Annotated in this window: 23 protein-coding genes; 13 read left to right on the plus strand and 10 right to left on the minus strand. The window is 67.9% G+C overall.

What is annotated here, in order from left to right:
• Positions 1-102: 102 nt before the first annotated feature.
• Complete coding sequence (locus tag ACFVW6_RS00375; protein ID WP_378824489.1) at positions 103-1,278, plus strand: Fic family protein; 1,176 nt, start codon at positions 103-105, stop codon at positions 1,276-1,278.
• Positions 1,279-1,287: 9 nt separating this feature from the next.
• Here ACFVW6_RS00375 and ACFVW6_RS00380 read toward each other — a convergent pair whose 3' ends face one another.
• From ACFVW6_RS00380 to ACFVW6_RS00405, 6 genes are all read right to left on the minus strand, one after another.
• Entirely contained in the window at positions 1,288-2,364 is a 1,077-nt protein-coding gene (locus ACFVW6_RS00380; protein ID WP_378824487.1) for an ABC transporter ATP-binding protein, read from the minus strand.
• Positions 2,365-2,427: 63 nt separating this feature from the next.
• Positions 2,428-3,756, minus strand: coding sequence for an ABC transporter substrate-binding protein (locus ACFVW6_RS00385; RefSeq protein ID WP_378824485.1), 1,329 nt, complete (start codon positions 3,754-3,756; stop codon positions 2,428-2,430).
• 20 nt (positions 3,757-3,776) lie between these two features.
• Positions 3,777-4,568, minus strand: a complete 792-nt coding sequence (locus ACFVW6_RS00390; RefSeq protein ID WP_355275449.1) for a carbohydrate ABC transporter permease — start codon at positions 4,566-4,568, stop codon at positions 3,777-3,779.
• A 71-nt stretch (positions 4,569-4,639) separates the two neighbouring features.
• Complete coding sequence (locus tag ACFVW6_RS00395; RefSeq protein ID WP_378825653.1) at positions 4,640-5,590, minus strand: carbohydrate ABC transporter permease; 951 nt, start codon at positions 5,588-5,590, stop codon at positions 4,640-4,642.
• Between the two features lie 123 nt (positions 5,591-5,713).
• A complete protein-coding gene (locus tag ACFVW6_RS00400) occupies positions 5,714-6,598 on the minus strand; it encodes a L,D-transpeptidase (RefSeq protein WP_378824483.1) in 885 nt (294 codons plus the stop codon).
• A gap of 343 nt (positions 6,599-6,941) precedes the next feature.
• Complete coding sequence (locus tag ACFVW6_RS00405; RefSeq protein ID WP_378824481.1) at positions 6,942-7,850, minus strand: alpha/beta hydrolase; 909 nt, start codon at positions 7,848-7,850, stop codon at positions 6,942-6,944.
• A 75-nt stretch (positions 7,851-7,925) separates the two neighbouring features.
• Here ACFVW6_RS00405 and ACFVW6_RS00410 point away from each other — a divergent pair, with 75 nt between their 5' ends.
• On the plus strand, positions 7,926-8,630 hold the full coding sequence (locus ACFVW6_RS00410) for a TetR family transcriptional regulator (protein ID WP_378824479.1): 705 nt from the start codon (positions 7,926-7,928) through the stop codon (positions 8,628-8,630).
• A 40-nt stretch (positions 8,631-8,670) separates the two neighbouring features.
• On the opposite strand, the gene ACFVW6_RS00415 is transcribed toward ACFVW6_RS00410, so the two are convergent.
• The 3 genes from ACFVW6_RS00415 to ACFVW6_RS00425 all read right to left on the minus strand — a co-directional run bounded on the left by ACFVW6_RS00415 (position 8,671) and on the right by ACFVW6_RS00425 (position 12,269).
• Entirely contained in the window at positions 8,671-9,591 is a 921-nt protein-coding gene (locus ACFVW6_RS00415) for an alpha/beta fold hydrolase (RefSeq protein ID WP_378824477.1), read from the minus strand.
• Positions 9,592-9,672: 81 nt separating this feature from the next.
• A complete protein-coding gene (locus tag ACFVW6_RS00420; RefSeq protein ID WP_378824474.1) occupies positions 9,673-11,016 on the minus strand; it encodes a cytochrome P450 in 1,344 nt (447 codons plus the stop codon).
• A 44-nt stretch (positions 11,017-11,060) separates the two neighbouring features.
• Positions 11,061-12,269: a serine hydrolase domain-containing protein gene (locus tag ACFVW6_RS00425; protein ID WP_378825650.1), complete on the minus strand. Its 1,209-nt coding sequence runs from the start codon at positions 12,267-12,269 to the stop codon at positions 11,061-11,063.
• A 191-nt stretch (positions 12,270-12,460) separates the two neighbouring features.
• Between ACFVW6_RS00425 and ACFVW6_RS00430 the strand changes: the two genes are divergently transcribed.
• Positions 12,461-13,081 (plus strand): hypothetical protein, encoded by a 621-nt coding sequence (locus ACFVW6_RS00430; protein WP_355275283.1) that lies wholly within the window; start codon positions 12,461-12,463, stop codon positions 13,079-13,081.
• A gap of 38 nt (positions 13,082-13,119) precedes the next feature.
• Positions 13,120-14,571 (plus strand): MFS transporter, encoded by a 1,452-nt coding sequence (locus tag ACFVW6_RS00435; protein WP_378824471.1) that lies wholly within the window; start codon positions 13,120-13,122, stop codon positions 14,569-14,571.
• 62 nt (positions 14,572-14,633) lie between these two features.
• On the opposite strand, the gene ACFVW6_RS00440 is transcribed toward ACFVW6_RS00435, so the two are convergent.
• Positions 14,634-15,308: a serine protease gene (locus ACFVW6_RS00440; protein WP_378824468.1), complete on the minus strand. Its 675-nt coding sequence runs from the start codon at positions 15,306-15,308 to the stop codon at positions 14,634-14,636.
• 461 nt (positions 15,309-15,769) lie between these two features.
• On the opposite strand from ACFVW6_RS00440, the gene ACFVW6_RS00445 reads away from it, so the two are divergent.
• The 9 genes from ACFVW6_RS00445 (at position 15,770) to ACFVW6_RS00485 (ending at position 25,296) form a co-directional block, all read left to right on the plus strand.
• Positions 15,770-16,624: an ABC transporter permease gene (locus ACFVW6_RS00445; RefSeq protein ID WP_355275277.1), complete on the plus strand. Its 855-nt coding sequence runs from the start codon at positions 15,770-15,772 to the stop codon at positions 16,622-16,624.
• A 3-nt stretch (positions 16,625-16,627) separates the two neighbouring features.
• Positions 16,628-17,491 (plus strand): ABC transporter permease, encoded by an 864-nt coding sequence (locus tag ACFVW6_RS00450; RefSeq protein WP_218722236.1) that lies wholly within the window; start codon positions 16,628-16,630, stop codon positions 17,489-17,491.
• A 40-nt stretch (positions 17,492-17,531) separates the two neighbouring features.
• Positions 17,532-19,010, plus strand: a complete 1,479-nt coding sequence (locus ACFVW6_RS00455) for an MlaD family protein (protein WP_378824464.1) — start codon at positions 17,532-17,534, stop codon at positions 19,008-19,010.
• Positions 19,007-20,032, plus strand: coding sequence for an MCE family protein (locus ACFVW6_RS00460; RefSeq protein ID WP_378824462.1), 1,026 nt, complete (start codon positions 19,007-19,009; stop codon positions 20,030-20,032). The genes ACFVW6_RS00455 and ACFVW6_RS00460 overlap by 4 nt, the downstream gene beginning before the upstream one ends.
• The gene (locus ACFVW6_RS00465; RefSeq protein ID WP_365009262.1) at positions 20,029-21,024 is read left to right on the plus strand and encodes an MCE family protein; all 996 of its coding nucleotides are present in this window, start codon (positions 20,029-20,031) and stop codon (positions 21,022-21,024) included. Before ACFVW6_RS00460 ends, ACFVW6_RS00465 begins: the two co-directional genes overlap by 4 nt.
• Positions 21,021-22,133 carry an MCE family protein gene (locus ACFVW6_RS00470; protein WP_378824460.1) on the plus strand — a complete coding sequence of 371 codons (1,113 nt, stop codon included), beginning with the start codon at positions 21,021-21,023 and terminating at the stop codon, positions 22,131-22,133. The genes ACFVW6_RS00465 and ACFVW6_RS00470 overlap by 4 nt, the downstream gene beginning before the upstream one ends.
• An 8-nt stretch (positions 22,134-22,141) precedes the next feature.
• Positions 22,142-23,233, plus strand: a complete 1,092-nt coding sequence (locus tag ACFVW6_RS00475) for an MCE family protein (protein ID WP_378824457.1) — start codon at positions 22,142-22,144, stop codon at positions 23,231-23,233.
• A complete protein-coding gene (locus ACFVW6_RS00480; protein ID WP_355275263.1) occupies positions 23,230-24,408 on the plus strand; it encodes an MlaD family protein in 1,179 nt (392 codons plus the stop codon). Before ACFVW6_RS00475 ends, ACFVW6_RS00480 begins: the two co-directional genes overlap by 4 nt.
• Positions 24,409-24,540: 132 nt before the next feature.
• Positions 24,541-25,296, plus strand: a complete 756-nt coding sequence (locus tag ACFVW6_RS00485) for a hypothetical protein (RefSeq protein WP_355275262.1) — start codon at positions 24,541-24,543, stop codon at positions 25,294-25,296.
• Positions 25,297-25,329 lie beyond the last annotated feature (33 nt).

Here is a 25,329-nt window from a genome sequence, read left to right on the forward strand (position 1 = left end):
GCCAACAGCGAGTAGCCATCTCATTGGTGGCGTCGGCAACCGCAAACGCGGATAGTCACTGAAGTAGTCGCGTTCTGGATAGTGAAAGTACAGTAATAGCTCATGAATTGGCCTGCTCATCATGTCGAGCAGCGTCCCTGGACGGCGCGCGACGGATCGCGAGCCGGCCCCGCGCCCGAGTCGGTGGCGGTATCCATCCCGCCGCGCATCGCCGATCTCGACTTCGATTCCCGGCGAACGACATCGGCCAGTGAGGCCGCGCTGATCGCGGTGACCCATCTCGAAGCGGGCCAGGGCCAGTATTCGACGTCGCTGCGCGAATTCCTGCTGCGCGCCGAGGCGGTCGCGTCGTCGCGGATCGAGCACGTCGACGCCGGCTGGCGAGCGTTCGGCAAAGCCTTCGGTGGCGCGGCGACCCGGCCCGAGGCGGAGGCACAGGTGAGTGCGGTGCGCAGCCTGGCCGGCCTGGTCGACGCGGGGGCCACCGGCCGGATCACCGAGGCGAACCTGCTCAGCGCCCACCGCGTGCTGATCGCCCCGGAGTGGGAGAAGGCGGGCCGCTTCCGCACGGCGCAGACCTGGATCGGCGGGAGCGACTACACCCCGCTGCACGCGCTGTATGTCCCCCCGCCACCGGAACTGGTGCCCGAATTGGTGGCCGACCTGCTCGCCTTCGTCGCGCGCGGTGACCTGCCGATCCTCGTGCAGGCCGCGATCGCGCACGCGCAGTTCGTCTCGATCCACCCGTTCGTCAGCGGCAACGGCCGGATCGGCCGCGCGCTGGTGAGCGCGATTCTGCGCAGGCGCGGGCTGACCGATCGGGTGACGGTGCCCTTCTCCTCGGTCATGCTCGCCGACTCCTCGCGCTACTTCGCGCAGCTGGATGCCTACCGGGGTGGCGCCGCCGACGAGTTCGTCGTGTACCTGGCGCTCGCGGCGGTGTACGCCAGCGAGGCCGCCATCGACTCCGCCCGCGCCCTGGCCGCGCTCCCCCAGCGCTGGCGCGACCGCGCCCGCCCGCGCGGCGGCTCCGCCGACGAGGCCCTGCTCGCGAACCTGCTCGAGCACCCGATCCTGACGATCGCGGTCGCGAACAAGCTCACCGCGACCACCGATTCGGCCACCTACCGGGCCATCGAACGACTCGTCGACGCCGGCATTCTCGAGGTCGTCTCCGATTCCAAACGCAACCGCGTCTGGGCCGCCACCGACGTCTTCGCCGAACTCGGCGCCCTCGACGCGGCGATCGGCCGCCGCACCACGGCCGGTCTGTCGTAGCGGTCGACCTCAGCGCACCCGGTTTTCGGTCGCCGCGTCGAAGAAGAACACCTCGTCGAGTTTCGGCCGCAGGTGCAGGGTGTCACCGAGAGTCGTCCGGAAGCGGCGGTCGACGCGCACGACGATCTTGCCGGAGCGGGTGGACCAGTCGGTGCCAGCGCCGTGGGTGTAGACGAAGGATTCGGCGCCGAGTTCCTCGAGCAGTTCGGCGACGACGGTGATGCCCTCGGGATCGGTGGTGACCGCCCAGGACTCGGGCCGGATGCCGAGGATCACCCGGGCACCGGACACACCGCGCGGCACCGGGATTCGCAGCCCGTCGAGGACGGCGGCACCGTCGACGACCGGCGCTTCGAGCAGGTTCATGCCCGGCGAGCCGATGAACCCGGCGACGAAGGTGTTCACCGGGTCGTCGTAGAGCTGCCGCGGCGAGGCGATCTGCTGGAGGGTGCCGTCGCGCAGCACCGCGACGCGGTGGCCCATGGTCATCGCCTCGACCTGGTCGTGGGTGACGTAGACCGTGGTGGTGCCGAGCCGCTGTTGCAGCGCGGCGATCTGGGAGCGGGTGCTCACCCGCAGCTTGGCGTCGAGGTTGGACAGCGGCTCGTCCATGCAGAACACCTGCGGGCGGCGCACGATCGCGCGGCCCATGGCGACGCGCTGCCGCTGACCACCGGACAGCTTGGCCGGCTTGCGGTCGAGCAGCGCCTCCAGCTCGAGCATGGCGGCGGCCTCCCTGACCCGAACGAGGGTGTCGGCCTTGCTCATTCCCGCGTTGCGCAGCGCGAAGCCCATGTTCTCGGCGACGGTCATGTTCGGGTACAGCGCGTAGCTCTGGAACACCATCGCCACGTCGCGGGCGCGCGGCGGCAGCCCGGTGACATCGCGGTCGCCGATCCGGATGGTCCCCTCCTCGACCGATTCCAGGCCGGCCAGCATGCGCAGGCTGGTCGACTTGCCGCAGCCCGACGGCCCGACCAGCACCAGGAACTCGCCGTCGGCGATGTCGAGATCGAGTGCGTCGACCGCGGGGGTGTCGGCACCGGGATAGCGGTGCGTGACACCGTCGAACTGCACTGTCGCCATGGCGAATTCTCCTGCGAACGAGGCGGGCCGGTGGTCGCCACGACCACCGGCCCGCGGGGATGACTACTTCGGCAGCTTGGGCGTGATCTGCCGGTCGATGATCGCCTGCACGTCGGCGGCGACCTTCGCGAGAACGGTCGCGGGATCGGCGTTCTGCAGACCGATCTGCTCGTAGCCGGTGCCGATGATCTGGTCGGCGCCGGGCACGAACACGCGGGCGTAGTCCTGCGACTTGGCCACCGAGAGCTGGTCGATGGCGACCTTGGAGTTCGGGTTCTTCGCCAGGAAGTCGACCTCGGACGGGTCGGTCACCGCCGACTTGCGCACCGGCATGTACCCGGTGTTCTGGGTGAAGTACGCGGTGTTGGCCGCGTTGGTGATGAACTCGATGAACTTGAGGGCGTTGGCCTTGCGCGCGTCCGAGATCCGCGACGGAATGGCCAGACCGGCGCCGCCGGTGGTGACGCCGGGACCATTCGGGTGCGGCAGGAAAGCGGTACCGAACTCGAACTTGCCGTCGGCGTTCTTCTTGATGCCCTTGAGATCACCGGTCGAAGCGATCGTCGAAGCGGCGACGCCGGTGCCGAAGTCGACCGCGATCTGCGGGCGGATCGCCGCGTACTTCTTCACATTGATCGACTCGCGCAGGTAGGTGGCCGCGGCGATGGAGCCCGGATCGGTGAACTTCAGCTTCCACTGATCGGAGTACGCGCCGCCGAAGGTCCAGTTCGGGCCCTGGAAGGTCCAGCCGAGGTAGTTCTTGGCGTCGCCCCAGGCGTGCGCGAACTTGTCGGCGCCGACGACCGACTGGAGCTTGGGGCCCCACTCGTCGAACTCCTGCCAGGAGTTCGGGCCGCGGTCGGGCAGACCGGCCTTCGCCCACACGTCCTTGTTGTAATAGAACAGCGGCGTCGAGCGGGCATACGGCAGCGCGTAGTGCTTGCCGTCGAACAGGTAGTCGGCGGCGAGCGAGTCGACGTAGTCGCTCAGCTGCACCCCGGCGGCGCCGAAGTGGCTGTCCAGCGGCTCGATCGCCTTGGTCAGCGCGTAATTGAACCACCAGACATCGGAGAGCACGACCACGTCGGGCAGGTCACCACCGGTGAGCGCGGCGTTGAACTTCTGCGCTACCTCCTCGTAGTTCTTGCCCGCGTCGACCAGGTTGACCGTGAGATCCGGGTACTTGGCCTGGAACCGGTTGATCAGCTCCAGCTCCAGCTCCTTGGAGGTGCCGGGGTGGTTGGACCAGAAGGTGATGGTCTTGGCGTCGCCGCCGTCACCGGATCCGCCGCCGGTGCCCGCGCAGGCGGTGAGCGCCAGACCCGCGGCGGCCGCGCCGGTGAGGCCGAGGAAGCCGCGGCGGCTAAGCGCCGGGAATCGTTGACTGGACACGTGGATCTCCTGTTCGAGAATCAACCCTTGACCGCACCGGAGGTGAGGCCTTTGATCATGTGACGTTGCAGGGCGAGGAACACGATGAGGATCGGCAGCATCGTCAGCACGGTGCCCGCCATCACCGGCCCCCAGTTGGTGACCGACGGGTTCTCGGTGTTCTGCAGCAGGGTCAGCCCCACCGGCAGCGTGGCGACCTCGGCGGAATCGGCCATCAGGAACGGCCAGAGGTATTCGTTCCACTCGTTGACCAGCGTGACCACCGCGAACGCCACCATGGTCGGTCCCGACATCGGCAGCACCACCCTGGTCAGCAGCCGCCACCAGTTCGCACCGTCCATCCGCGCCGCCTCGATGACCTCACCGGGCAGCGACAGGAAGTGGTTGCGCATCAGGAAGGTGCCGAAGGCGACGCCGCAGAGCGGGATGATGATGCCCTGGAAGGTGTTGCGCCAGCCCAGTTGCGCGATCAGCGCGTAGTTGGAGATGACGGTGATCTGGTTGGGCACCATCAGTGCCGCGATGATCACCAGGAACACGATGTTCTTGCCGGGAAAGCGCAGGAACACCAGGCCGTACGCGCTGAACACGCCGAGCGCGAACTTCACCGCCGACACCACGCCGGTGACGATCAGCGAGTTGCGCAGGAAGGTCCAGAACGGCACGGTCGTGGTGGCCTCGCCGTAGTTCTCCGGGTGCCAGCTGTGCGGCCAGTACACCGCGGGCTGGGTGTAGATGTCGGCGCGGTCCTTCAACGAGGTGATCAGGATCCAGAACAGCGGGACGCCGACCAGGATGAGCACGCACACCATCGCGGCGTAACCGAGCACGGTGACGGCGCGTTCCCGGCGGCGGTACGAGAGTGTCTGCGGTCCTCCGTGTTTCACCGTTCGCCTCGATCCATCACGCGCACCTGGATCAGCGTGACCACCAGCAGCACCACGAACATGATGGTCGCGACGGTGGCGCCGTAGCCGGCCCGGAAATTGCGGAACGACTCCTCGTACACCTGGAAGACCATGGTCGTCGTGCCGTTACCGAGCGGGCCGCCGCGGGTCATCACATTGATGATGTCGAAGACTTGCAGCGAGTTGAGCAGCACGGTGATCGACAGGAAGAAAGTCGTCGGACGGAGCTGGGGCAGAAGCACTTTGGTGAAAGTCGTCCAGCGGCTCGTGCCGTCCATTTCGGCGGCTTCCATCAACTCCGCGCGCACGCCTTGCAGGGCGGCCAGATAGATGACGAAGGTATAGCCGAGGTTCTTCCAGATGTAAGTGATCGTCACCATGAACAGGGCCCAGTGTGGGTCCTGATAGAAATCCGGAACACGGTCGACGCCGACGCGGTGCAGAACATCTTGTACCAGACCGAAACTCGGATCGAAGATGAATTGGAAAGCCACGCCGATCGCCGCGCCCGAGATAACGAACGGCGCGAAAATAGCCGAGCGAACCACATTGCGTCCGAACAGTTTTCGGTCGAGCAACAGGGCCAGCGCCAGTCCCAGCGCCATACTCACGACGACCGCGGCGACGGTGAAGATCACCGTGTTGGAGACGACCTTCCAGGAGTCCTCGCGCCCCCACCACTCGACGTAGTTGTCGAAACCGATCGGAGTGGCAACAGGATCCGCGATGTTCCAGTCGGTGAACGACAGCCGGATGTTGTCGGCCAGCGGCCGGTAAACGAACAGCGTCAGCAGCACCAGGTTCGGCACGACCAGGACCAGGAACAGCGCATAGTCCTGCCACGGGCGGCTTTTCAGCCCGCGGCCTCGTGGCGCGGGGAGGACCCGCTCTGGACTGCTTCGCACCGCGGCAGTTTTACGGCGCATGGCGAACTGCCGGTTAACCCTGGCCGCCGTAGCTCTGAACATCGGGCGCACAAGGGCGAGTACAGCAAAAAGCCGAACAACACGACCGCGATTGATCGTATTGTTCGGCTTTTGTTCAGCGAATCAGTTCCAGTCGCCCAGTCCGTCACCGGAACTCAGGGTGCCGCCCTGGGTGTTGGTGACGACGACGGCGTCGCCCCGGCGCGAGTTCTCCAGGAACCACTTGGCGTTCTCGGTGCTCACGTTCAGGCAGCCGTGGCTGGCGTTGGAGTAGCCCTGCTGGCCGACCGACCACGGCGCGGCGTGCACGAAGATGCCGCTGTTGGAGATGCGGGTCGCGTACTCCACCTCGAGCTTGTAGCCCTCGGGATCGGTGACCGGCACGCCGTAGGTCGACGAGTCCATCGTCATCTTCTCGAACCGCTCGCCCACGATGTAGGTGCCGTTCGGGGTCTCGTAGCCCTTCTTGCCCAGCGAGGTCGGCATCTCCTTGACGACCTCACCGTTCACCGTCACGGTGATCATCTTGGTGTTGTCGTCGACGCTGGCGATGAAGGCGTCACCGATGCGGAACGAGCTGGTGGTGCCGCCTGCCACGACGGTGACGTCGGTGTTGGCTGGCCAGAACTCGTTCGGCTTCCAGCGCACCTGCTTGTCGCCGGTCCAGTAGAAGTGGCCGGGCGCGGCCTGGCTCGAGGTGACCTTGATGGCCTTCTCGGCGGCGGCGCGGTCGGCGACCGGCTCCTTGAAGCTGATGATGATCGGCTGCGCGACGCCGACGGTCTCGCCGTCGGCGATGTTGATGTTCGGCGGGGCGAACGGCGCCTGCGGCGCCGGCTCGTTCACCGCGGGCTGGCTGGAACCGGAGCCCGGGAGGGTCGGCTGGGCCTGCGCGGGCATGACGATCAAAGCGCCCGCCGCCGCGACTGCCGCCGACAGCAGCAGGCCCCGGCGCAGCCAGCGCGATTGCTGCATATTTGCCTCGTAGTGCATAGGTTTCTCGTCCATTCCATCTCTCGTTCCGCCTGCGGCGGCGCGAGATCTTCGTGATTGACGCGGAGTCCGCAACGGGTCTCCACGGGGTAACGACGCCCCGACCCTGACCGTCCATTCCTACCCGCCCAGGGTGACAACGTGCCAGCCGCGTTTCCCGGCGATAACGGACCGGCAACTCTGTGTCCCAGGTCACATAACGCGCTGTTATACACCGGCTTTCGTCAAACGCCGCGCTCACGGCGGCGAGTCGGCGACGGTGATGTCGGCGACGGGTGAAACACATGGTTGTGAGCCCCAAACCCCGAGTGATCGAAATCACTGGTCACTTGTGAACTGGCTCGCGTCGGATCGGCGCTCACACCCCGGAGTTCCGGGTGGGCTGCGTGACCGCGGAACGCAGGAACTCGATCTGCTCGCCGACGACCCGATCCCGGAGCAGCGGGTCGGTGTAGAAGCTGAAATGGGTGCCCGGGTAGACCCGCAGCTCACCCAGGGGCGCGCGGTCGGCCAGCGCGCGGCTGGTGTCCGGTGGAGTCTCCTGGTCGTCGGCGGCGGCGCAGACCAGCAGGGGGCAGCGCACGAGCGCCGCGGACTCGGCCGGGCGATAGCGGGTCAGCATCGTCAGCAGGGCTCTGGGCGCGATGCTGTTTCGCCACAGCGTGTCCTCGCCGCCGGTGAGCGTGTGGATGTGCTGTTCGGCCTCGTCGGTCGTGGTGACGGCGACCGTGCCGGGCGCGCCGACCATCGGGATGTAGTGCGGTCGCAGGCCGAGCACGCCGCGCAGGGCGTCGCTGACGATCGCCGTGAGGAGCCGCAGGGTCTCGGCGGTGGATCTGCCCTCGACCTTCTTCGGGAATCCGTTGAACGGGATCTGGGCGACCACCGCCGCGATCCGTGGATCACCGGCGGCCACCGTCACCGCGTGCGCGCCGCCGAGCGAATTACCCCACAGCGCAACGCGATCGGGGTCGACGCGGGCGTGTGCGCGGGCGAAAGCGACGGCGCCGCGCAGGTCGTCGAGCTGCCCGTCGATGGTGGGGACCTGGCGCGGCTCGCCCGCACTGGCGCCGAAACCGCGATAGTCGAAGACCAGCGCCGCGAACCCCGCGGCGGCGAAGCGTTCGGCGTAGTCGAACAGCCGGTCCATGGTGCCGCTGAAGCCGTGGCACAGCACCACGCAGGCGACCCGGTCCGTGCCGGCGGGCAGATGGAGGCGACCCGCGCACCGGGTGCCGTCGACGTCGAACGATATTTCGGTTCCCATGGTGACCATCCCCGTGGCAATAGACTGACCCGTGGTTGGCAATCTACCCCGTCTACTGACCATAGGTAAGTAACTTTGACGACATCGCAGCGAATTCTGGACGCGGCGGGCGCGCTGTTCTCGGCGCGCGGCTACCGGGCCACCTCCATGCAGGCCATCGCCGACGAGGTCGGGATCACCAAGGCCGCGCTCTACTACCACTTCGACGCCAAGGACGCGATCCTGCGGCAGCTGACGGTGCCGCTGCTGGACGAACTGGAAGCGGTGCTGGCCGCGGCCGAGACCTGCGGCGACCCCGAGCGCGTGCGGTGGCGGGCCATCGAGGGCTACGTGGACGTGCATCTGCGCCACCGCCACACCCTGACCATGCTCGTCAAGGACATGACCCTGCTGGTCCAGGCCCCGATCGCCGATCGGTTCCGGACCGCCATCGCGCTGGCCAACGAGCTGGTCGCGGGCCCTACGGCCGATATCGAGGAGCGGGTCCGCGCGTCGCAGGCGGTCGCGGGACTCGCCGATCCGGTCCTGCTGTTCCGCGATCTGCCCGCGGCGACGCTGCGTCCGCTGATCCTCGACGGCGCCCGTGCGCTGCTTGGCGGGCCCGCCGCCGACCGGCCGCGCGGACCCGCCCGCGGCCGGAACGGTGGCCGCCCCGCCAAGCTCTCCGCCGACCTCGTCGAGCAGGCGAAGGCCCTGCACGCGGACGGGCTGGCGGTGCCGGAGATCGCCACCAGATTCGGGGTATCCAGGGCGACCGTCTACCGCTGTCTCAAAATCTAATTTCGGCCACTTTTGATTTTGATATGAGAATCGCGGGCCGCTACCGCAGGAAGTCGCTCAGCAGCGGCACGGCCAGCGCCGGGCAATCCTCGTGCAGGGCGTGCCCGCAGCCGGGCAGGACGTGCGCGGTCGCGTCCGGGATCCGCGCGGCGAGCGCCCCGGCCTGGGTGGCGGGGAGCCAGGTGTCGGCGCCACCCCACAGCACCAGGGTCGGTGCGGTGATCCGGTGCAGCCCGGCATCGGTGACGCGGTAGTCGAGGTTGCGCCACAGCGCCAGGAACCCGGCCCGGTTCGCCGGTCGCGCGAACGGGAGGTAGTACGCGTCGACGATCTCGTCGGTGACCAGCCGCGGATGGGCGAAGGTGGCGCGGATGTTCTCGGCGTAGAACGACCGCGTGGTGAGCTCGGTGGCGAGCTCACCGAGCAGCGGTGTCGTGAACAGCGGCGTGACCGGTGCCTTCTCGGCATCCAGCCCCGGTGCGTCGAGCAGGACCAGCCGCGCCACCCGATCCGGGTGCTCCTGGGCGAAGTACATGCTCCAGGCGCCACCCCACGAATGCCCGACCAGGGTGGCCCGGTCGAGGCCGACGGCGTCGAGGAAACTCGCGATCGCCGCCGACATCGCGGGCAGGTCGTAGGCGAAGTCTGGGCGGCGCGCTTCGGTGTAGCCCTGGCTGGGCAGATCCACCGCGTAGACGGTGTGCTCGGCCGCCAGCGCGGGCAGCACGTCGCGCCAGGAGTAGCCCCACAGGCCACCGCCCGCGATCAGCACGACCGGGGTACCCGACCCCGCGCGGACGTAGTGGAACTTCGCCAGGTCGGTCTCCACGTAGTTCGACGCGAGCTCGCCCGGAAACCGTGCCTCCGGCGCGGCGGCCGCGGGCCCGGCGACCACGCCGATGGTGCCGAACAGGACCGCGACGACCAGCGCGATCCGGGGGAAAACGGTGCTGTACTGCATGACTCGACTCCTCGTCGATTGCGGTGGACACACCTTGGACGAGGCAGGAGGCATCGCTGTGACGGGATATGAGCTGGTTCACTACCGTTCGCGGGTGAACCGGATCGGCCGATCCGGCGCGGTGGCCAGATTCCGGGGCACGGTCCGGGGGCGGGCGCCCAGGGCCAGCGCGGGGTCAAGGGCCAAGCCGACCGTGGTCAACAGGGTTGCCAGCACGATGCGGAGCTCGTATTCGGCCAGCGTGGCGCCGATGCAGCGGCGATGTCCGCCGCCGAACGGGGCGTACTCGAACGGCGAGAACTTGCGGTCGAGGAAACGGTCGGGGTGGAACAGTCGGGGCGCGGGCCAGGTCGACGGGTCGCTGTGCAGGACGCCGACGGCGAGGCCGATCGTCTGTCCGGCCGTCACGTCGACCCCGCGCCAGCGCAGCGGTCCGGTCAGCGTGCGCAGCACGATGGGGACCGCCGGATGCAGGCGCAACGTCTCCTGGCAGACCGCGCCGAGCAGTGGCAGCGTGGCGAGATCGGCGGGGTCGTCACCGGCCGTCGCCAGTTCGGTGGTGAGCCGGTCGAGCAGACCCGGCTCGCGGTGCAGGTGATAGAGCGCCCAGGTCAGGGTGGTGGCCGTCGTCTCGTGACCGGCCACGAGCAGCGTCCGCAGCTGCTCGCACAGCTCGGTGTCGGTGAGGGCGCTGCCGTCGTCGTAGCGGGTGGCCAGGAGCAGATCGAGCAGGTCGCCCGAGCCGGGACCGGTGCGCCGACGGTGGGCGATATCGGTCAGGATCAGCCGGTCGAGCCGGGCGCGGGCGGCGACGAAACGCTCCCATGGACCGAATCCGCCTACGCCACGGCGTAATACGGGCGCGACGAGCAGCGGCGTGGTGAAGGCGGCGAGGAAATCGGTGACGGCACCGGCGTATTCGGGCGCACGATCGACCTCGGGTCCGTACACGGCCGCCAGGATGACCCGCAGCGTGATGGACCGTGCCGCGTCGAGCGCGTCGATCCGGCTGCCCACCTGCCAGGAACCCGCTGTGCCGCAACCGTGCTCGATCTCGCGCAGCGTCGCGTCCCGGATCACCCCGGCCAGCGCGCGCACCCGCGGACCGTGCAGGGCGGGCGCCAGCAGCGCGCGATCGGTGCGATGCCGCGCGCCGGAGCTGAGGATCAGCGAGGCGGCGCCGACCATCGGTTCGATCGGATTGGGCCGCGGCGGGGTCAGCAGCGCGGCGGGCGCGCGGAACAGTTCGCGCGCGCCCTCGGCCGTTCCGGTGAACAGCACCGGCGGGAAGCCGGGGAAGCCGACCGCGAACGGATCGCTGTGTGCCGCGCGTCGTCGCAGGTAGCCCTCGAAATCGCGGCCCGCCGCCACGCCGTGCAGCACCGACCAGCGAGGGGTCGCGGGTGCCGGGCTCAGCGCTGTCATGCCCGTTACTACGGCGCGCGCCCGCGGCCGGTTCGAACCGGCACCTAGGTCTGCTCGGCGCGCAGGCGGCGCACCGTGCCCTGGGCGATCGCCGACAGCTTCGCCAGCCGCGCGTCACCGAGCGCGGTGAAGGAGTTGCCGAGCCGGTTGGTGACGAACGCGATCGACATCCGCAGATCGGGGTCGGCGTAGGCACCGGAGCCGCCGATTCCGTAGTGGCCGAACGCCTGTCGCGGTTGCTGCTTGGTCATCAGCACCGGCCGGTGATAGCCGAGGGTGAAGCGCAGCGGCAGGCCGAGGACGTAATCGCGGCTGTCGGTCTGCTGGGTCACGTTCGCGGCCTCGATCGTCTCGGGACGCAGGAACCGCACCGCCGCGTCGCCACGCGCGGGCCGGTGCTCGGCGTCGCCGGCGTACACCACACCGCCGTTGGCGAGGGCCCCGTACAGCCTGGCCAGCGCCCTGGCCGAGAAGACGCCGTTCCAGCCCGGCATCACCGCGTCGTGCACCCGGGGGTCGCGCACCAGTTCGTCGAAGCTCTCCGGCATGCCGGCCTCGGCGAGTCCGCGCGCGGGCCGCACCCACGACAGCACCGAGGACGCGGTGTTCCAGCGGATCCCCGGCGGTGCCAGGTGCGGGAAGATCTTGGCGATCCGATACCGCTGCGCGGCGGGCACCTGGAACCAGAATTCGTCGGTTCCCAACGGCTGCGCCACTTCTCGCTCCAGCACCGTGGTGAACGGCTCGCCGGTCACCCGCTGCACGATCTCGGCGACCAGCCAGCCGAAGGTGATCGCGTGATAGCCCGAGGTGCGGATGCGGCGCGGGTCGGCCGGGCTCTCCGCGAGCGCGGTGACCACCTTGTCGTAGTCGAGGATGCCCTCGCGGCCCGGCACCAGCCCGCGCACGCGGTGCAGTCCCGCGCGGTGCGAGAGCACGTCGCGGACGGTGATGTCGCGCTTGCCGTGCGCGGCGAACTCCGGCCAGTAGCGCGCGACCGGCGCCTCGTAGTCGATCAGGCCGCGCTCGGCCAGCCGGTGCACGACCGTGGCCGCGACGCCCTTGCCGGTGGAGAAGGTGAGCGCGACGTTCTCGCCGTTCCAGCGCTGATCCTTGGCCGCCCAGCCCGCCCAGATGTCGACGACCGGCCTGCCGTCCAGATAGATGGCCAGCGCGCCGCCGCCACGGCTGGGCTGCGGGAAGAGTCCGAAGAAATGGTCGGCCAGCCGGATGAACCGGGGATCGACCAGCATTTGGCGCGGCGCCGCGATCGGCGTGCCGCCGGGCCGGGTCAGGGGGCCGAAATCTCCCGCCGTTGCTGCCACCATCGGGTTCACCTCCTGATGCAGGTACGGCCGGGGGGCCGGAATCCCAAGGGTAACCCAGCACCCCGACCATCGGGATGGAGTCGACGCCGGTGGCTCCGGTGGTGTATTCACAGTAGGTGTTTGCAGACCTGTCCATCGGCCGGCTCGTCGGCGCGGTCGCCATCACGGTGACCGCCTTCGTCGCGAGTGGATGCGGTGGCACCATCGACGGCCACGCGCAGCCCGCGATCGATGTCGTCCCGGCGACCAGCAGCGCCGGACCCACCACCAAACCCTCGGGCAAGCCGACCACGAGCAAACCCGCGCAGACCTCGACCCGGGGCGGCAACACCGACTTCCAGGCCAATGTCGGCGATTGCGTCGCGCTCGGTGGCACCGTCAACGACGCCACCATCGCCAAGGCGTCGTGCGGCAGCCGGTCGTCGAACTACAAGGTCATCGGCAAGGCCAAGAACAGCACCGGCTGCGTCAGCGACCGCGACAACTTCTACGCCGAGACCCTCAACGGCATCGAGACCGGCGCGCTGTGCCTGGATATCGACTGGGTCGTCGGCGGCTGCATGGATGTCGGCGGCGACGAGCCCAAGCGCATCGAGTGCACCGAGTCCGGGTCCGAGGCGGTCAAGGTCATCACGATCAAGACCGGCACCGACAGCGTCGACGACTGCCCCGACGTCGCCGATTCGGGCTTCAAGTACCCCGAGCGCAAAGTCGTGGTCTGCGTCCAGAGCCTGTAGCCCGGCGAAAGACCGGCGCGAGGCGCTAGTTTGGTGAGGTGCCCCCGACCCAGACGGTTCGGCTGAATTCGGCCACGGGGCGGTGGATCCTGCTCGCCACCATCCTGGGCTCCTCGATGGCGTCGCTGGACGCCACCGTGGTCGCGGTCGCGCTGCCGCGCATCGGCGAGTCGCTGCACACCGATGTCGCGGGTCTGCAGTGGACGGTCAACGGCTACACGCTCACCCTGGCCTCGTTCATCCTGCTCGGCGGGTCGCTGGGCGACCGGCTCGGCCGCAAGCGCGTGTTCGTCTGGGGGGTGGCCGGATTCGCGGTCACCTCGCTGCTGTGCGCGGTCGCGATGAATATCGAGCTGCTGGTCGTGGCCCGATTGCTGCAGGGCCTGGCGGGCGCGCTGCTCACCCCGGGCAGCCTCGCGCTGATCTCGGCGTCGATCGATCACGAGGATCAGGGCAGCGCGATCGGCCTGTGGTCCGGTTTCGGCGGCGTGGCGGGCGCGTTCGGGCCGCTGCTCGGCGGCGGGCTCATCGATCTGGTCGGCTGGCGCGCGATCTTCCTGCTCAATGTGCCGCTGGCGCTGGTCGTGGCGGTGGTGGCGATCCGGTTCGTGCCGGAGAGCCGGGATCCGGACGCGCCGTCGCGGATCGACGTGCCGGGCGCGGTGATCGTCGCCATCGCGCTCGGGGCGCTCACGCTCGGGCTGATCGAGGCGCTTCCGGTGCTGATCGGGGTCGGGCTGGTCGCGCTGGCGCTGTTCGTGGTCGTCGAGCTGCGCAGCCCGAATCCGCTGGTCCCGCCCTCGCTGTTCGGCTCGCGCGTGTTCACCGTCGCGAATCTGGTGACGTTCTTCGTCTACGCCGCGCTGGGCGGCGTCTTCTTCCTGCTGGTCCTACAGCTGCAACTGGTCTCCGGGTATTCGCCGATGGCCTCGGGCGCGGCGAGTCTGCCGGTGACGGTGCTGATGCTGGTGCTGTCGGCCCCCGCCGGGCGCTGGGCGCAACGGCACGGGCCGCGGATCCCGATGACCGCGGGTCCGCTGCTGGCCGCGGGCGGGGTCTTCGCGCTGCAACGGGTCGGGGCCGACGCGAACTATCTCACCGATGTCCTGCCCGGCGTGCTGGTCTTCGGGCTCGGGCTCTCGATCATGGTCGCGCCGCTGACCGGCGCGGTGCTGGCCGCGGTGCCGACCGCCGACGCGGGCATCGCCTCCGGGGTCAACAACGCCGTCGCCAGGACGGCGCAGCTGCTGGCCGTCGCCGCGCTGCCCGGGCTGGCGGGCCTGGCCGGCGCCTTCGACGATCCGGTCGCCTTCGCCGCCGGCTTCGACACCGCGATGCGCTGGTGCGCGGCGCTGCTGCTGGTCGGGGCGGTCGTGGCCGGGGTGCTGCTGCGGGTCCCGCGGCGCGCGCCGGAACCCGACCGGGTCGATTGCCTGCCGCACTGCGCGGGCGCCGACGGTCCGGCGCTGGCGCCCCTCGGACAGAAATGAAGCGGGCCGCGTGGAGGTGAATCCACGCGACCCGCAGAGCTTCCGGCGATCCGAACGGCGGGCTAGATGGGATGGAATCCCGCGCCGACGCCGCCGCGGCCGTTGACGTCGTTCATGATCGCGCTCATGTTCGTGCCGACCTCGGGGCCGAAGCAGGCCACGGCCAGGTAGGCGTTCACCATGCCCACCAGGGTCGAGCCGACGACCACCGGCGCACCGGAATCGCCTTCGATCACACACATCTGGGCCCAGGTCTCGGTATTGGTCTGGAAGACGTCACCCCAGGTGATGCCGCAGGTGTTGCCGGTGGTCCGGCCTTCCTTGCAGACGATCGTCGGGAACTGGGCCGGCCCGCCGATGCCGGTGATGGTGACGTTGCCGATCCGGTTGACCGGGATGATCCGCCCCGGCGTGAACTCGATGATCGCGTAGTCGAGATCGGAGTTGCTGTAGGCGAACCGGCCGATCTCGCCGTAGCCACGGTCCACCTCGGCTGTGACGCTCGCGCCCGCGTCGCCGCAGTGGCCCGCGGTCAGTCCGACGAGTCTGCCCGCACCGTCGTAGCCGACCGTGGTGACGGTGCACTCGAACATGCTGTCGATGACGATTCCGGAGCCGCCGCCGATCACCGGTGGGCCGGGTTGAGCCTGCGAAGCGCCCGCGCCGGTGCCGAGCAGTGCTGCACCGAGGGCGACGGCGAAGGCGGCGTTGGCCACCTTGGCGAGTGTGGTGAACATGTCCCTCCAGACGTCGGAAGCCCGCACGATATCAATTCGCTCTGCCTATCGTGCCTGTATTCCGTCCCGGGCGCGCCCCGCCCGCCGGGCACTTCTGCGCGATAGCGAATATCTATCAATGGAATGATCAATTGTCCAGTTATGCCATCGGTCTGTGATCTGCCGGAGTATTCGGTCGGGGGGTTCGTTATGAATGACAGTTTTCCGCAATATTTATTCGGCGCAGCCGCCAGTGCTGGGAATCCGCGCGGAAAACGACATCCGACGCAATCGTCGATACCGCCACAATTGTGGGCTGTATGGTCCGACATGGCAGGACTCATAGCTGTTCGTGACGGTGACCTCTGTCTATGACGGCGCTCACATGTCGGTGGTGTGTTCTGCGCTACTCCGTAGTAAGGTGCGTCAAGCAAACAAGTCGTCGGGGTGTTGATGACCTGGCGTCGAGAGGGGTAAAAGCAGTGCAGTCGACCGAGAGTCCACCCGCCCGTTCACGAGTCAGCGAAGCTGTCGACCGGACCAAGGGCCTTTGGGACGACCATCCGAAGAAGTCACTCGAGACCTTCGGTCGACAGATCACGATGGGTTTCGAAGCGATCACGGAGTTGATCGTCGCGATCTTCCGTCGCCGCTTCCCCTTCGACGAGTTCGTCCGGCAATGCGCCTTCATGGCCAACGTGGCCGCGGCGCCCACCCTGCTCGTCGCCATCCCGATCGCGGTGATCGTCTCCATCCAGGTCGGCGCGGTCGCCGGTCAGGTCGGCGCGACCTCGTTCATCGGCGCGGCGAACGGCCTCGGCATCATCCAGCAGGGCGCGCCACTGGTCACCTCGATCATGATCGCCGGCGCGGTCGGTTCGGCGGTCTGCGCCGACCTCGGCTCGCGCACCATCCGTGAAGAGATCGACGCCATGAAGGTGATGGGCGTCGATCCGCTGCGCAGGCTGGTCGCCCCCCGGCTCGGCGCCGCGATGATCGTCAGCTTCCTGCTCTGCGGCTTCGTCGTCTTCGTCGGCTTCATCACCGGCTACATGTTCAACATCTTCGCCCAGGCGGGTACCCCCGGCTCCTACATGAGCACCTTCGCCTCGTTCGCGGTCACCCGCGACCTCGCGGTGGCGCTGCTCAAGTCGGTGATCTTCGGCATCATCGCCGCGATCATCGCCTGCGACTCCGGCCTGAACGCCCGCGGCGGCCCCGGTGGCGTCGCCAACGCGGTGAACTCGGCGGTGGTCAGCTCCATGGTGATGCTGCTCGGTGTCAACGTGGCGATCACCCAGATCTACGCCGCAGTCTTCCCCCCACAGGTGGTCTGAGCCATGTCATCAACGTATGTACCCCCGCTGCTGCGGCCGCTGCGCCAGCTCAAGGCGGTCGGCAAGGCGCCCGTCGACCTGCTCGCGCGGCTCGGTCACCAGGTCTTCTTCTTCCTGCGTTCCGTCGGCTCGATTCCGCTGGCCTTCAAGCAGTACCCGAAGGAAGTCTGGCGGCTGCTCTCCGACGTCACCTGGGGTAACGGCAACATCGTCGTCGGTGGTGGCACCATCGGCGTCATTCTGATCATCAGCGCCTTCGGCGGCATGACGGTCGCCATCCAGGGTCACACCTCGCTGAACCTGCTCGGCCTGAGCCCGATCACCGGTGCCATCTCGGCCTTCGCCACCACCCGCGAGCTCGGCCCGCTGCTGGCGGCGCTGGCGTTCGCGGCGCAGGCGGGCTGTCGATTCACCGCCCAGCTCGGCGCCATGCGCATCTCCGAGGAGATCGACGCGCTCGACTCGATCGCCATCCGGCCGCTGCCCTATCTGGTCAGCACCCGGATGATGGCCGCGGTCATCGCGATCGTGCCGCTGTACTGCATCGGCCTGGTGATGGCCTACGTCTCCTGCTCGATCACGGTCCAGCTGATAGGTGGCACCGCGGCCGGTACCTACTCGCACTACTTCTACCAATTCCTGGTACCGACCGACGTGCTGTACTCGCTGCTCAAGGCGGTCGTGTTCGTCATGATCACGACGTTCATCCAGTGCTACTACGGCTTCTTCGCCTCGGGTGGTCCCGAGGGCGTCGGCGTCGCGGCCGGCCGCGCGATCAAGATGTGCATCATCCTGGTCGTGTTCGCCGACCTGTTCATGACTTTGGCGATCTGGGGCGTCAACCCCGGAATCCGGATCTCGGGGTAGGCGCGCGATGATCATCGATCCCAGTGGGCGCGGTCCCACGATGAAACAGCTGTACATCGCCGGTACCTGTGGCGTCATCGTCTTCGCGGTGATCCTCGGGTTCCTGATGGCGAGGTACCAGGGCTACTTCGTGCCCAAGGTCAACGTGGCCGCCAACCTGACGACCACCGGTGACGGCCTCCCCTCGGACGCCGACGTGAAGTTCCGCGGCGTGCTCGTCGGCGCCGTCAAGGACGTCGAGATCACCGACAAGGGCGCCACCCAGAAGGTGAACATCGAGCTCAAGCCCGAGTTCGCCGGCGACATCCCGTCCAACGTCACCGCTCGCGTCGTGCCGAGCAACCTGTTCGCCGTCACCTCGGTCGAGCTGGTCTTCAACGGCGCGTCCGATCAGTACCTGCACGAGGGTTCGCAGATCCCCGAGGACACCAGCCAGGGCACGATCGCGCTGCAGGACACGCTCACCACGGTGCGCGACATCCTCGACGAGGTCGACCCGGTGCAGCTGGGCCGGGTGCTCGGCACCCTGACCCAGGCGCTCGACGGCAGCGGCCGGGTCCCCGGCTCCACCATCCAGCGCCTCGACCACTGGCTCACCACCGTCGCCGACGCCGGCCCGAACCTGGGCGGCATGCTCGACAACTTCGCGGCCTCGGCGCACGCGCTCAACCAGTCGGCGCCGGAACTGCTCGACGTGCTCGGCAGCTCGGTGCAGACCGCCAACACCATCGCCACCAAGCGGGATCAGCTGATCGCGCTGCTGGCCGGTGCGAGCGCCACCACCGACCAGGTGAACGACCTGTTCGCGACCAACCCCGATGTCGGCAAGGAGGTCACCGTCGGGATGAACGCGACCCTGGGCGCGCTGGCCGCCGATCCGAGCTCGATCACCAAGACCTTCGAGGTCTTCGGCCCGTCGCTGGCGGCGCTGAACACCACCATGCACGGTGGCCCGTCCAAGCAGATGGTCTGGAACGCGGGCCTGACGTTCACCCCGTACAAGCCGAACACCGTCGCCGACTGCCCGCGCTACGGCGAACTGCTCGGCCCGAGCTGCTTCACCGCGCCCGCCACGGTCAGCCTGCCGCCGATGCCGGAGAGCGTGCGCCCGAAGGCGCTCGCGTCGGCCGCCGGCCTGCCGCCGCTGGTCGCGATCCCCGGCATGCCCGCCATCCCCGGCCTCACCACGCCGGGCCTCGCGCCGATGCAGACCGCCAACGGCACCGAGGTCAAGCCGTTCGCCGGGACGCCGCTCGAGGGCCTGGTGCCGTCGATCCAGATCCCGGGCCTGCCGGGTCTGCTCGGCGGTGGCGCCCCCGCGCCCGCCGCCGGTCCCGCTGCCCCGGCCGACGCACCGCAGCCCGCGGTGGCCCCGGCCGCCAAGCCGATCTCCTACCAGGGCGAAGCGGCGATGACTCAACTGCTGGGGCGTAAGCCGACGGCATCCGAATTCCTGCTGCTCGGTCCGATTCTGAAGGGCGGAACCCTGCAAGTGTCCGAAAACGGGGGTGGCGCATGAGCATCCGCAAGCCACTGATCGGGTTCAGTATCTTCGCGATCGTTTCCATGCTGGTCATCGTGGTCGTGTGGAATACGCTCGCCCGCACGGTCGACGGAGACACCCGCAAGTACACCGCGATCTTCACCGATGTCCTGGGCCTGCGCCCCGGCGACGACGTCCGCATGGCGGGCGTGCGCGTCGGCAAGGTCGAGAAGATCGAGCTCGACGGCAAGAACGACGCCAAGGTGTCGTTCATCGTGCAGAGCGACCAGACGGTCTTCGACGACACCAAAGCCCTTGTCCGCTACCAGAACCTGATCGGCCAGCGCTACGTCGCGCTGACCCCGGGCTCGGCGCCGAGCCCGCAGGAGCTGAAGAGCGGTTCGGTCATCCCGATCGACCGCACCGAGCCCTCGTTCGACATCTCCGCGTTGCTCAACGGTTTCCAGCCGCTGTTCCAGGCGCTGGAGCCGGCCGAGGTCAACGCCATGTCGGAGACGCTGATCCAGGCGCTGCAGGGGGACGGTGTCTCGCTGTCGTCCTTCATCGTCCAGGCCGCGCAGCTGGCCACGGATTTCCAGCGTCGGGACGCGATTCTCTCCGACGTGATCACCAACCTGTCCGGCGTGATGGCCGGGTTGGCCAAGCGAGGGGATGAATTGGAGACCCTGGTGACCCAGACCCGGGCGCTGATCGGCGGGCTCTACGAACAGGGTCAGTCGCTGCAGGCGTCCACGGCCACCCTGGCCGACGCGACGACCTCGCTGGTCGGCATGGTCGGCAAGATCCAGCCGAAGCTGTCGGCGGCGCAGAACTCGACCACCGCGGCGCTGAACCTGCTGCTGGCCAACGGCGCCAAGCTCGACCAGGCCGCGATCGACATGCCGTCGATGCTCGCCGACCTGGGCCGGATGACCTCCGAGGGCACGCACGCCAACGCCTACCTGTGCAGCCTCGACGTCTCGCTCTACGGGGTGCTCTTCCCGCGCGGTCTGTTCAGCCAGATCGGTGGCACCGCCCACTCGGAGGTCTGCAGATGAGCAAGCTCAAGAAGACCTTCCTGGGCAACCGCAACTTCTGGCTCGGTGTGATCGGCTCGCTGGTCATCGTGCTGCTGCTGGTCGGTTCGACGGTCTACCAGTTCATCGGGATCGGCAGGCAGTCGATCGAAGCGGAGTTCGTGCAGGCCGCCGGCATCAAGACCGGCGACAAGGTCGCGGTCTCGGGTGTGCAGGTCGGCACGGTCACCGGCGCGAAGATCGAGGGCGATCACGTGGTGATCACCCTCGATGTCGACAAGTCGCTGAAGTTCGGCCCCGACGCGCACGCCGCGATCAAGATGGCCACGCTGCTCGGCGCGCGCTACGTCGACCTGCAGCCGGGCGACGGATCGGGTCTGAAGAACAAGACCATCCCGCGCTCCAACACCGACGTGCCGTACAACATCGCCGATGTCGTGCAGGTCGGCACGCCCAAGTTCGAGGAACTCGACACCAAGAAGCTGGCCGCGTCGCTCAACACGATCAACAGCCAGCTCGGTGACTCGCCGCAGCTCGTCGCCCAGGCGATCGACAGCGTCGGCGCCCTGGCCAAGGTCGTCGACCGGCGCAAGAGCGAGGTCGACAGCCTGCTGAAGGACCTGAACCGGGTCACCCAGCTGCTGGCCGACAACCGCAACTCGATCCTGCTGGTCATCACCCAGGGCGAGGCCATCGCCAACCGGGTGATGGAGCGGCAGAACCTGCTGCGCCAGTTGCTCGACAACATCGCCACGCTGACTCGTCAGCTGGAGGAGATCGGCGCCGAGAACGGTAACCAGTTCGGCGGCACCATCGGTCAGCTCAACACCATGGCCGAGGGTCTGCAGAAGAACAAGGACAACCTCGACCGGCTGCTGCAGATCGGGCAGCCGACCGCGCGCTACTTCAACAACGCGCTCGGCAACGGCAACTACGGCGACGTCTCGCTGCCGTGGCTGTTCCCCGACAACTGGCTGTGCTTCGTTCAGGTGATTCAGGGGTGCGCAGGATGAAACTGACCTCGAGATTCCGCGGCGGCAAGACGCTGGCCCGATCGCTCATGATCGGCGCCACCGCCTTGACCCTGGGCAGCTGCTCGCTGCTGCCCAATCAGGTGAACGACGCGCTCGGCATGTCGACCAAGATCACGGCCGACTTCGAGAACATCGCGGGCATGTACGAGGGCAACGACGTCATGGTCCTGGGCCTGGCGGTCGGCAAGGTCGACAAGATCATTCCCAAGGGCACCTACGTCGAGGTCCACATGACCATCGACGGCGGGGTGAAGATCCCCAAGGAAGCGATCGCAGCGATCATCTCCCCCTCGATCGTGACCGACCGCCACATCGAGATCACCCCGCCCTTCACCGGTGGTGAGTCGATGAAGTCCGGTGAGCACCTGCCCAAGGCGCGCACCAGGACCCCGGTCGAGCTGGACACGATGATCAAGACCATCGACCAGTTCTCCGCCTCGCTCAAGCCCGAGCCCGGTCAGGAAGGGCTCGGCCCGCTCTCGGGTCGCGTGCTCTACCCGGTCCTCAACGGCAACGGCCAGAAGATCCGCGAAACCCTCGACGCCCTGTCGAGCGCGCTGAAGATCGGTGTCGACAACAAGGACGCCATCTCCAACATCATCATCAAGCTCAACGAGCTGACGACGATGCTGGCCGACAACGACCAGTCGGTACGCGACTTCAGCAACCGGGTCACCGCCATGTCGGGCCTGCTGGCCGAACAGGCCCCCGGCCTGCAAGCCACCCTGGATCAGCTGAACGCGTTCCTGGCCAACACCTCCACGATGTTCGGCGAGCACGCCGACGAACTGTCGACCTCGCTGACCGGTCTGACCAACGTCACCAACCAGCTGCGCGCCAACTCGGGCGCGATGGTCGAGATCGTCGACATCGTGCCGCTGCTGATGCAGAACATCGACGGCGCGATGAACAAGGAAGGCCGCTTCGTCCGCCTGCACGGCCTGATCGGTACCGCCCTCTCGGGCGAGATCGTCAGCGTCTTCTGCGAGCGGGTCCAGATGAAGTCCGATGGCTGCCGCTCCGGGAACATGCAGGACTTCGGCCCGGACTACGGGCTCACCGCCGCACTGCTCGGACTGACGAAATGACCCTACGTATGACGATGAAAGCCCGCCGCGCGCTGGTCGCCGCGGCCGCGACGGCCACCGTGGCGATCACCTCCGGGTGTGGATTCACCGTGGAGGATCTGCCGCTGCCCAAGCCGGGCGCCGAAGGCGACACCTACACGATCCACGCGGAGTTCGACAACGCGCTGAACCTGCCCGATCAGGCGAAGGTGAAGATCGGTGGTTCCGATGTCGGGGTGGTCTCCGGCATCTCCACCAAGAACTTCCAAGCCAAGATCGACATGCAGATCAGCAAGGACATCGTGCTGCCCCAGGGCAGCACGGCCGAGCTGCGTCAGGCGACTCCGCTCGGTGACGTCTTCATCGCGCTGTCCAAGCCGAAGAACGGCGCCCCCACGGGCCCGCCGCTGCAGGACGGCGCCACACTCACCCGCGAGTACACCTCCGCGGGCGCCACCGTGGAAGAGCTGCTGATCTCGGTGTCGATGCTGTTCAACGGCGGTGGCGTGGCCAGCCTCAGCCGGCTCGGCACCGAACTCGGCTCGATCCTCAACGGGCAGGGCGGCAACCTGTCGCACCTGATCACCGAGATGACCGGTGTCATCGGCGAACTGAACAACAACAGCGCCAAGGTCGACACGGTGCTGACCGAGTTCAACACCCTCGCCAACACCATCGAGAACAACAAGACCCAGCTGGGTCAGGTGGCCGACACCCTGCCGCAGGCCATCGGCGCCATCGCCGAGAACAACAAGGCGATCGGTGACCTGCTCACCAAGGTCGCCACGGCCAGCGCCGCGCTCGGCGACTACTCCAACACCACCGGCGATCAGCTCTCCGAGCTGCTCACCAACCTGGACAACCTGATGACCGCGCTGGCGGCCTCCGGCGACAACTTCGGGTACGTGCTGGATCAGCTGCACGCGATCCGGCCCGGCGCGAACGCCACGTTCCAGGGCAAGTCGCTGGCGCCGTACGCGACGCTGACCAACCTCGACATCGGGTTGCTCACCGATCCGGCCAACAGCAAGTTCCCCGATCTGAAGGACGTGAACGACTTCGTCGGCTCCTTCATCCAGGTGCTGCAGATCGTTCAGGGCCGAGTGGGAGGCCACCGATGAGCAAGGCGAAGAAGTTCTTCGGTAACAAGATCCTGCTGGCCAACGCCGCGCTGGTCGTGGTGCTGATCGTCGGTGCCACCTACCTGCTGGTCAACGTCATGCGGGTGAACCCGCTGCGCTCGGAGTACGCGGTGACGGTCAACCTGGACCGGTCGGGTGGTCTGCAGCCGGGCAACGACGTGACCCTGCGCGGGCACCGGATCGGCAAGGTCACCTCGGTCGAGCTGATCGACCAGGGACAGTCGATCGCCGCCAAGGCGCAGATCGACAAGAGCTACAAGATCCCGGTCGACACCATGATCCAGGTGGCGGCCCTGTCGGCGGCGGGCGAGCAGTACATCGACTTCCGTCCGAAGAGCGATGTCGGCCCGTTCCTCGGCGACGGCGCGGTGATCAAGTACAACCCCGAGCAGATCAAGACCCCCACCCCGGTGTGGGCGGTGCTCGACGACACCAGCGCGCTGATCGCCCAGGTCAACCCGCAGCAGTTCAAGACGATCCTGTCCGAGCTCGACACCGCGCTCGGTGCAGGCCCGGATCAGCTGCGTGGCCTGATCAACGGCGTCAGCCTGGTGGTGGCGGGTCTGGACAACCTGCTGCCGCAGACGGTGAACCTCATCGCGAACCTGCGAGTGATCGCCGAGACCACCTCGCACGCGCAGCCGGATCTGCAGACCCTGACCAGCAACTCGGGCGCGCTGCTGACCCAGTTCAACAACGCCAACGCCGAACTGCAGAGCGTGCTGGACAACGCTCCCGCGCAGTTCGAGGCGCTCGGCGCGGTGCTGGACAAGACGGCCGATCCGATCACCGGTCTGGCGGCCAACTTCGTCGCCATCACCAGGGCGGCGCAGCTGCGTCAGCCCGCGCTGCGACTGCTGTTCCCGTCGCTGGCGCTGGGTCTGGAGTCGATCGCGGTGCCCGCCCACGACGGCGAGTTCCACACCGTCATCGACATCTGGCCGCGGCCGACGTGCTACTACGCCACCGAGTACCGCCGCAACGAGGAAGTCCAGGACGGGTCGATCCCGAAGTGGAACTACTGCGTGAACCCGCCCGCCGATCAGCAGATCCGCGGTTCGGCCAACGCGCCGCGTCCGAACGTGCCCAACAACGGCGCGCAGATGCCCCCTGGTGTCGATCCCAACGAGCGGACACCCATCCCGGTGAACTGAGAGTTGATGCCCGGCCCGGTCCCGCGCGGACCGGACCGGGCATACTCGCTGGGGAGAGCGTGTGGTCCGGCTCACGGGCCCACGAAGGATATCGGTGCGATATGTGTGCCGGGAAAGAGCAGGATTGATTCGATGACCAGCGACGACGCCGAGAGCAAGAAGGAAGCTGCCGCGGCGGACAAACCCGATCTGGCCAAGGCCGACGCGACCGTCAAGGGCGCCGCGGCCACCCCCGAAACGGACGCCCCCACGGTGAAGGCGGCGACCGTGCCCGAAGCGCAGGCGCCGGCGCCCGCGTCGGCCGGGAAATCGAGCTCGACGGGTTGGATCGCCGCCGGTGTGGCCGGTGTGGTCGCTCTCGGCGCGGCCACCGCGGCCGTGGTGTTCTTCCTGCAGAGCAGCGACAAGGGCGACAAGCTCGACGCCATCGCGGAGTCGACGAAGGCGGCCTGCGACTACGGCAACATCCTCGCCAATTACGACTACTCCAAGGACCTCGACGGCTACATCGCCTCGATGAAGGCGGGGGCCACCGGCGACTACCTGAAGGAATTCAGCGACGCCAGCGAGGCGCTCAAGGGCGCGATGGTCCAGGCCCAGGTGAAGTCCCGCGGCGAGGACGTGCAGTGCGCCTACATCTCGGGCAGCACCGAGGATGTCAAGGCCATGGTCACCATGACCCAGTACCGGACCAACTTCACCCAGACCGAACCGGACCGGATGATGTTCGCCATCGAGATGACCCTCGAGAAGTCCGACGACGGCAAGTGGCTGGTCAGCAAGCTGGATTCGCCGCTGCTCAAGAACGGCAGCCAGGTCCCCGGCGGCGCCGCCCCCGGTCAGACCGTGCCGACCCCGCAGGCGCCCGCGCCGACGCCGGGCAACTGATCGACGAGTAATCGCAAACGCCTCCGGCGGCAG

Source organism: Nocardia sp. NPDC058244 (assembly GCF_042882065.1).
Taxonomy (GTDB): domain Bacteria; phylum Actinomycetota; class Actinomycetes; order Mycobacteriales; family Mycobacteriaceae; genus Nocardia.